The 6,756-nt window shown below is 69.4% G+C and carries 6 protein-coding genes and 2 pseudogenes; 1 reads left to right on the forward strand and 7 read right to left on the reverse strand.

Annotation, left to right across the window (positions count from 1 at the left end; genetic code table 11):
- Nucleotides 1-62: 62 nt before the first annotated feature.
- The 5 genes and pseudogenes from AB0H12_RS44900 to AB0H12_RS44920 form a co-directional block, all read right to left on the reverse strand.
- Entirely contained in the window at nt 63-377 is a 315-nt protein-coding gene (locus tag AB0H12_RS44900) for a DDE-type integrase/transposase/recombinase (protein WP_499632837.1), read from the reverse strand.
- Nucleotides 378-458: 81 nt separating this feature from the next.
- Nucleotides 459-599: pseudogene (locus tag AB0H12_RS44905) on the reverse strand (helix-turn-helix domain-containing protein); the annotation flags it as partial.
- A 136-nt stretch (nt 600-735) separates the two neighbouring features.
- Nucleotides 736-1,086: a transposase gene (locus AB0H12_RS44910; protein WP_499632840.1), complete on the reverse strand. Its 351-nt coding sequence runs from the start codon at nt 1,084-1,086 to the stop codon at nt 736-738.
- Nucleotides 1,069-2,041: pseudogene (locus tag AB0H12_RS44915) on the reverse strand (SulP family inorganic anion transporter); the annotation flags it as partial. The gene AB0H12_RS44910 and the pseudogene AB0H12_RS44915, both read right to left, overlap by 18 nt.
- A 251-nt stretch (nt 2,042-2,292) precedes the next feature.
- The gene (locus tag AB0H12_RS44920; protein ID WP_499632828.1) at nt 2,293-3,279 is read right to left on the reverse strand and encodes an Acg family FMN-binding oxidoreductase; all 987 of its coding nucleotides are present in this window, start codon (nt 3,277-3,279) and stop codon (nt 2,293-2,295) included.
- A gap of 140 nt (nt 3,280-3,419) precedes the next feature.
- Between AB0H12_RS44920 and AB0H12_RS44925 the strand changes: the two genes are divergently transcribed.
- Nucleotides 3,420-5,114, forward strand: coding sequence for a GAF domain-containing sensor histidine kinase (locus AB0H12_RS44925; protein ID WP_499632831.1), 1,695 nt, complete (start codon nt 3,420-3,422; stop codon nt 5,112-5,114).
- On the opposite strand, the gene AB0H12_RS44930 is transcribed toward AB0H12_RS44925, so the two are convergent.
- Both AB0H12_RS44930 and AB0H12_RS44935 read right to left on the reverse strand, forming a co-directional pair.
- Nucleotides 5,111-5,761, reverse strand: coding sequence for a response regulator (locus tag AB0H12_RS44930; RefSeq protein ID WP_106614689.1), 651 nt, complete (start codon nt 5,759-5,761; stop codon nt 5,111-5,113). The genes AB0H12_RS44925 and AB0H12_RS44930 overlap by 4 nt on opposite strands.
- Nucleotides 5,762-5,868: 107 nt before the next feature.
- Nucleotides 5,869-6,576 (reverse strand): universal stress protein, encoded by a 708-nt coding sequence (locus AB0H12_RS44935; RefSeq protein ID WP_499632835.1) that lies wholly within the window; start codon nt 6,574-6,576, stop codon nt 5,869-5,871.
- Between the last annotated feature and the right edge of the window lie 180 nt (nt 6,577-6,756).

The raw sequence follows: 6,756 nt of genomic DNA on the forward strand, positions 1-6,756 counted from the left end.
ATCTGGCCGCGGTACTCGCGGACCTGTTTCTGCTTCGGCCCAGCCATCGCTCCACCTCTCGATCAAGGGTGTTGCGACGACCAGTTGAATTCACCCTCCCCGCCGCGGTCGGAATGCAGCACCGTGCCACGAACCGCGCCGCCGCGGACGGCCACCGCGGCCTCGATGGCGTCGGTGACCATCCCGGCGCCGATGTGGTCGGCGACGCTGTGGCCCAGCACCCTGCGCGAGTGCCCGTCGCGGATCGCGCACAGGAACATCTCGCCCTCGCCGCAGGACAGATACGTGATATCGGTGAGCCAGACGGCGTCGGGGCGGCCCTGGTCGAACCGGCGGTCGACCAGATCCGGCGGGAACGACGCGGACGGGTCGACCACGGTCGTCCTCACCTTGAACGTGCGAGGGCTGACGCCCTCGATCCCGATGTCGGCCATGACCCTGGCGACGGTCTTGGCGCTGACCACCTCGCCCCGGTCCCGCAACTCGGCGGTGATCCGCGGCGACCCGTAGGTCCCGTCGGAATCCTGGTGCGCCTGGACGATCTCACCTCGAGATCCGCACGGCGCTGCTGGCGTGGCGTCAACACCGTTGCCGCACAACGCTTCACGTAGGCGTAATAGCCGGAGGCGGACACCTTCAACAGTCGCGCCATGCGCCGGACCGCGAACCGGTCGCCCTCGGGCACGGCGGCACCGGCCACGCCGGCGATGTCATCCGGGCCGGCGTACTTGGCCATCAGAGCGAACCGGGCCGGTTCTTCTGCATCGCGGCAAAGTACGCCGAGGCTTTTACCAAAAACGCGTTGTCCTTCTCCAACTCGGACACCTGCCGGCGCAGGCGCTGCAACTCGGCCCGCTCGGCCGCCTCCAGGGGCTGCTCCCCGTGGACCTCGGCCGCGGCGATCCGGCGCCGCTCGTCCTTGACCCAGACGCTCAACATCCCCGCGTCGATCCCCAGCTCACGGGCGACCTCGATGATCGTACGACCGGAATCGATCACCCGGTGCGCGGCCTCGACCTTGTACTCAGCCGTGTAGGAACGGCGCTTCCGAGGCGGCATGAAGACATCCGTGAGTGCGCTGTGCATCTTGGCGCTGTGCTCGTTGAGCCCGATGATCTCCACTGTCTTGCCGCGTGCGTTGTACTTGGTCGTGATCGCGTCCAGCGCGGCCACCGACGAGGCGTCCCAGACATGGGCTTGGGCCATGTCGATGACGACCTCGGCGGGATCGCCCGCGTAGTCGAACTGGTGGACGAGGTCGTTGCTGGAGGCGAAGAACAACTCGCCGTTCACGGTGTAGACCACCCGGATCCCTTCGGGGTCGACGAGCGCGGTCACGGTCGCGAGGTGGGCGACGCGCCGGGCGAAGATCACCATGGCGGTGATGGTGCCGACGACGACGCCGATCGCGAGGTTGTCGGTGGCGACGACCACCGCGACGGTGACGACCATGACGGTGATCTCACCGGTCGGCATCCGCTTGAGGGTCGCCGAGGCCACGGAGTGCCAGTCGAACGTGCCGAAGGAGACCAGGACCATCACGGCGACCAGCGCGGCCATGGGCATGTCCGAGACGATCGGGCCGAACACGATGCACAGGATCATCAGGAACACCCCGGCCAGGAACGTCGAGAGCCGGGTGCGGGCGCCGTTCTTGACGTTGATCATCGTCTGGCCAATCATCGCGCAGCCGCCCATGCCGCCGAAGAACCCGGTGACCACGTTGGCGATGCCCTGGCCGATGGACTCGCGGGTCTTATTCGAGCGGGTGTCGGTGAGGTCGTCGACCAACTTGGCGGTCATCAGCGATTCCATCAGCCCGACCAGCGCCAACGCCAGCGCGAACGGCGCGATCAGCTTGAGCGTGTCCAGGGTGAAAGGCACGTCGGGCAGCCCCGGCACCGGCAGGGACGACGGCAGGGCGCCCTTGTCGCCCACGGTCGGGACGGCGATGCCCGCACCGATGGTCAACGCCGTGAGCGCGGTGATCGACACCAGTGGCGCGGGGACGACCTTGGTGAGCCGGGGGGAAGAAGATCATGATAAGCAGGGCCGAGCCGGTCGACGTGCTCACAGCGGGGTTCACGTGCCAGGACATCTCTGCCGTCAGCAGCGCGCGGGCATCGAGAAGGGAGCTCGTAGTGGGCTCTGGGCCGACATCATGGCGGGCTTTCGCCTACTACGAGCATGCTCAGTCTTTCGCATCACAGATGGCCAGGCATGGATCTGGTGGAGCGAATCCTGGACAAGGACGTAAGCACCGTGATCGAAAGACGTTCAGTCCCTGCGAGGTCATGCCGCTGCGATTGGCTCCAGGAGGAACTCCCGGACGGCACGCCGGGGGCTGGAGGGAACCGGTGAGCCGAAGCCGATGCGCAGGATGGTCTGGGGTTCGAGGCTACCGCCAAGGGCGCGGCGGAGTTCGTCGCGGACGGGGCGCACTTCGATCGCCTGGGACATGAAGGAGGCGGACAGGCCGAGGGTGGCGGCGGTGAGCAGGACGCGTTGCAGCGCCTGTCCAGCCTGGAGTTCGGCGAGTGGCCCGTTGTAGAACGAGCACAGCACCACGACGAGCGGGTCGGATTCGTAGTCCTTGCCCGGTGTCCGTTCGGCGGCTTGGAAGTCGCGCAAGGCCCATTCGTCCTGGCGCGCGGGGCGCACGCCGGCGGACTTGGAAGGGATGCCGTCACCGGCTCGCTCGCCCGTCCAGTCGGTCAGCTCGGCCCGCACTTCCTGAGTGCCGGCCTGGATCCGCTGGGCCTTGGCCACGAGGCCTTGCAGTCGGGCGCGTTCGTCACGGTCGGTCACGACGTGCAGCCACGACCGTTCGCGCTCGGCCGCCCGCACGAGCGCGTGCCGGTGTTCGACGGGTACCGGCACGTCCCGGAACGGCTTGCGGTTGGACCGCCGCGCGGGGATCGCCTTGATCAGCTGCCGGGTCTCCTCGTCGAGGTCTCCGTGACCGCCTCGGCGGACGGTGGCCAGCGCTCCGGGCGCTTCGGCTCCGGGCATCAACGTCACCAGCGGTCGGATGCCGTGGTCGCGCAGGGCGAGGCGGAGGTTGAACAGCGCCGCGCCGCAGGACAGCCGCAGCTCGCGGTCCTCCGGGTCGGTGGCGGGCAGCCTGCGCGTCGGGTCGGCGTGCAGTTCGATCCGGTCACGGGCGAGTCGGAACCGCCACGGTTGGGTGTTGTGCACCGATGGGGCGAGGGCCGCGGCGTTCAGCACGTCGGTCACCTCGTCTACCGCGAGCCCGAGCACCTCGGTCACGTTTGCCATGTCGTCCTCGCCTGTGTCGCCTGGTGCAACCAACACCTCTACTGTGCGTCGCCCCAGGGTGGGAACACACGGTCGAAGGTCCCTTCCGAACAGGGTCCGCCGGACTTGGCTGTACCCGGTGGTGGTGGAAGGCTGGATCCGTGGCCGGATCTGCTGACGAGGGGACGCCGCACCGCCTGCTGGGCGGGTTGCGGTTGGACGAGTTGCTGGACGAGGTGCGGGAGCGGCTGACCGAGATCGGCTCGACCCGGGACAAGATGCAGGGCCTGCTGGACGCGGTGCTGGCGGTCGGCGCGGGGTTGGAGCTGGACTCGACGTTGCAGCGGATCGTGCAGGCGGCGGTGGAGCTGGTCGGAGCGCGGTACGGGGCGTTGGGCGTGCTGGGTAGCCAGGAGAACCTGTCGGAGTTCGTCTACGTCGGTATCGATCCGGAGACGCGGTCGCACATGGGTCACCTGCCGCAGGGCAGGGGTCTGCTGGGGCTGTTGATCAAGGATCCGCGGGCGATCCGGTTGCACGACCTGTCCGAGCACGCGGCGTCGGTGGGTTTTCCGGCGAACCACCCGCCGATGCACAGCTTCCTGGGTGTGCCGGTGCGGGTGCGTGACGAGGTGTTCGGCAACCTGTACATGACGGAGAAGGTCGATGGCACCGACTTCAGCGCCGATGACGAGGTGGTGCTGACCGCGCTGGCGGCCGCGGCGGGTGTGGCGGTGGAGAACGCGCGTTTGTTCGAGCGGTCCCGGATGCGGGAGCGCTGGCTCGAGGCCACGGCGGAGATCAACACCGAGTTGCTGGGTGGCGCTTCGGCGGACGACGCGCTGCGGTTGATCGCGCAGCGGACCCGGGAGCTGTCGGCGGCGTCGATGTCGTTGATCGTGCTGGTCGACAGTGCCGACGGGCAGCGGCTGCGCATGGCGGCCGGTGCCGGTGAGCGCGTCGAGGGCCTGGTCGGTGGTGTGCTGACCGGATCCGGGTCGGTGGTGGAGCAGATGTTGGCCTCGGCCACGCCCGTGCTGGTCGAGGATCTGGAGGGCCTGCTCGGCGAGACCGCGGTCGCCGCGGGCCCGGGAGTCGCGGTCCCGTTGCGGTCCGGTTCGAGCGTGCAGGGTGTGCTGCTGGTGGCGCGGGAGAAGGGTGGCGCCCGGTTCGGGGCGGACCAGGTGCCGGTGCTGGCGTCCTTCGCCGACCAGGCGGCGGTGGCGTTGGAGTTCGCGGAGAACCAGCGGGCGCGCAGGTTGGTGGACGTGTTGGAGGACCGCGATCGGATCGCGCGGGACCTGCACGATCACGTGATCCAGCGGTTGTTCGCCACCGGTATGAGCCTGCAGGGCGCGTTGGGCGCGATCCGTGATCCCGCCGTGCGGGAACGGGTGCGCAAGGCAGTGCACCAGTTGGACGAGACGGTGCTGGAGATCCGCACGTCGATCTTCGACCTCCAGGCGGGTGACGACCTGCCGGGTCTGCGGCGGCGTCTGCTGGACCTGGTCTCGGAGCTGACGGAGAACGCGTCGGTCACGCCGACCGTGCGGATGACCGGGACGGTGGACAACTCGGTGCCCGACGATGTCGGAGAGCACGCCGAGGCCGTGGTGCGCGAGGCCGTGACCAACGCGGTCCGGCACGCCCAGGCGAAGGAGTTGGTCCTGACCGTGGAGGCGGGCGACGAGCTGACCATCTCGGTCGTGGACGACGGTGTGGGCATGCCGCCGCAGGTCGCCCGCAGCGGGCTGCGCAACCTGGAACAACGGGCCACCGCGTTGGGCGGCACGTGCTCGGTCACCAGCGAGCCCGGCGGCGGAACCCGTCTGACCTGGCAGGTTCCGCTGGCTTAGCCCTCAGACGGTGGTGCGGGCTTGCGCAGGCGGGTGGCGAGGACGGCGGCCTGGGTGCGGCGTTCGAGGCCGAGCTTGGCCAGCAGGTGCGAGACGTAGTTCTTGACCGTCTTCTCGGCGAGGAACATCTTCTCGGCGATCTGGCGGTTGGTCAGGCCCTCGCCGATGTAGTCGAGAACGGTGCGTTCCTGCTCGGTGAGCATGCGCACGGGGTCGCCTTGCTCGCGTTCGCGGCGGATGCGGTTGAGCAGCGCCGCCGTGGAGCGGGCGTCGAGGAGGGATTCGCCGGCGGCGACGGTGCGGACCGCGGTCTGCAGGTCGTGGCCGAGGATGCGCTTGAGGACGAACCCGGACGCGCCGGCCATGATGGCGTCGAACAGTGCCTCGTCGTCGGTGAACGAGGTCAGCATCAGGCACTGGAGCTCCGGCATCCGGGAGCGCAGTTCGCGGCACAGCTCGATGCCGTTGCCGTCGGGCAGCCGCACGTCCAGGACAGCGACGTCCGCGCCGCTGTCGGGCACCCTGGCCAGTGCTTCGGCCACCGACCCGGCCTCGCCGACCACCTCCAGGTCGTCCGCGCTGTTGAGCAGTTCGCGCACGCCGACGCGGACCACCTCGTGGTCGTCCACCAGAAACACCCGGGCCACCGGCTCCACCCCTCCGTCATCCGACTGATCCGACCTTCGCCGACGGGAGTCGTCCGACACAGGGTCCAAAGACCCTCCCGCCGCGCGCTCAAGGTCCTTCCATCGTGTCAGCGCTCGGCGTGGGCCGCTCGATCGTGCTCGGCGGAACGCGGGCGGGCAATGTCGACCGGGTAGCGGTGTGCCACCAGGACGGGGCACGGGGCGTGGTGCAGCGCCGCACGAGTGACCGGACCACGTCCGGCCAGGACGAGCAGGTCGGTGTCGGCGTACCGGGTGATCGCCTCGTGCGGGTGCATCCTGGCCAGCACCGAGGTGTGGTGGGTGCCGCGCAGCACGTCGTCGGCGTGGGTGACAGGCCACACTGGGTCGTCGGTCCGCACCGGTAGTGACGGCGTGGCGTGCAGGACCCGTAGTGCCACGTGCTGCTGCTCGGCGTAGACGACGGCACGGGCCAGGGCCAGGTCGTCGTCGGCCACGTCCCCGGACAGCAGCACGGTGACCCGGCGGTGGGCGCGGCGCAGGGCCTCGGCCTTGCCCCGGATCACGACGACGTCGCACGCCGCGTGTTCGACCAGCGGCTGCACCAGCCTGCCCAGGCCGAACGCGGTGCCGTTCGCGCCGCGGTAGCCGACCACGAGGAGACCGGCACGGGATCCCGCCGGCATCAGGTCGCGGATCGGGTCCGAGGTCGGTGGGCGAACCTCCAGCGGCGACCTGGTCGCCATGGCGTACTCGGTCGCCCACCGAAGGGCGGCTTCGCCCCAGGGGGAGTGGTCGCCCGTTACGACGACGGGCGCGGGAATCCGGTCGGTCATGGCTCCACGGTGGTCCTCCCCACGGTGGCCGCACAGGGTCGTGGGCGGTGCCCGGCGGTGGCCGTAGGTCCCCACGCGGTGAGGACCTAGTGTCCTGCGCCAGGAATTCGATCAAGATATGAGGCGAGGCGGTCGAGGATCTCGTCCGCGTCCTTGGTCCAGATGAAGGGCTTGGGGTCC

Origin of the sequence: Actinosynnema sp. NPDC023794 (assembly GCF_040639675.1) — a bacterium.
GTDB classification, from domain to species: Bacteria; Actinomycetota; Actinomycetes; order Mycobacteriales; family Pseudonocardiaceae; genus Actinosynnema; species Actinosynnema luteola.

Bases quoted from the DNA above. Each gene is read 5' to 3' on its own strand.
- AB0H12_RS44935 (WP_499632835.1), bottom strand. From the start codon at position 6,576: ATGACCGACCGGATTCCCGCGCCCGTCGTCGTAACGGGCGACCACTCC.
- AB0H12_RS44910 (WP_499632840.1), bottom strand. From the start codon at position 1,086: ATGCACAGCGCACTCACGGATGTCTTCATGCCGCCTCGGAAGCGCCGT.
- AB0H12_RS44920 (WP_499632828.1), bottom strand. From the start codon at position 3,279: ATGGCAAACGTGACCGAGGTGCTCGGGCTCGCGGTAGACGAGGTGACC.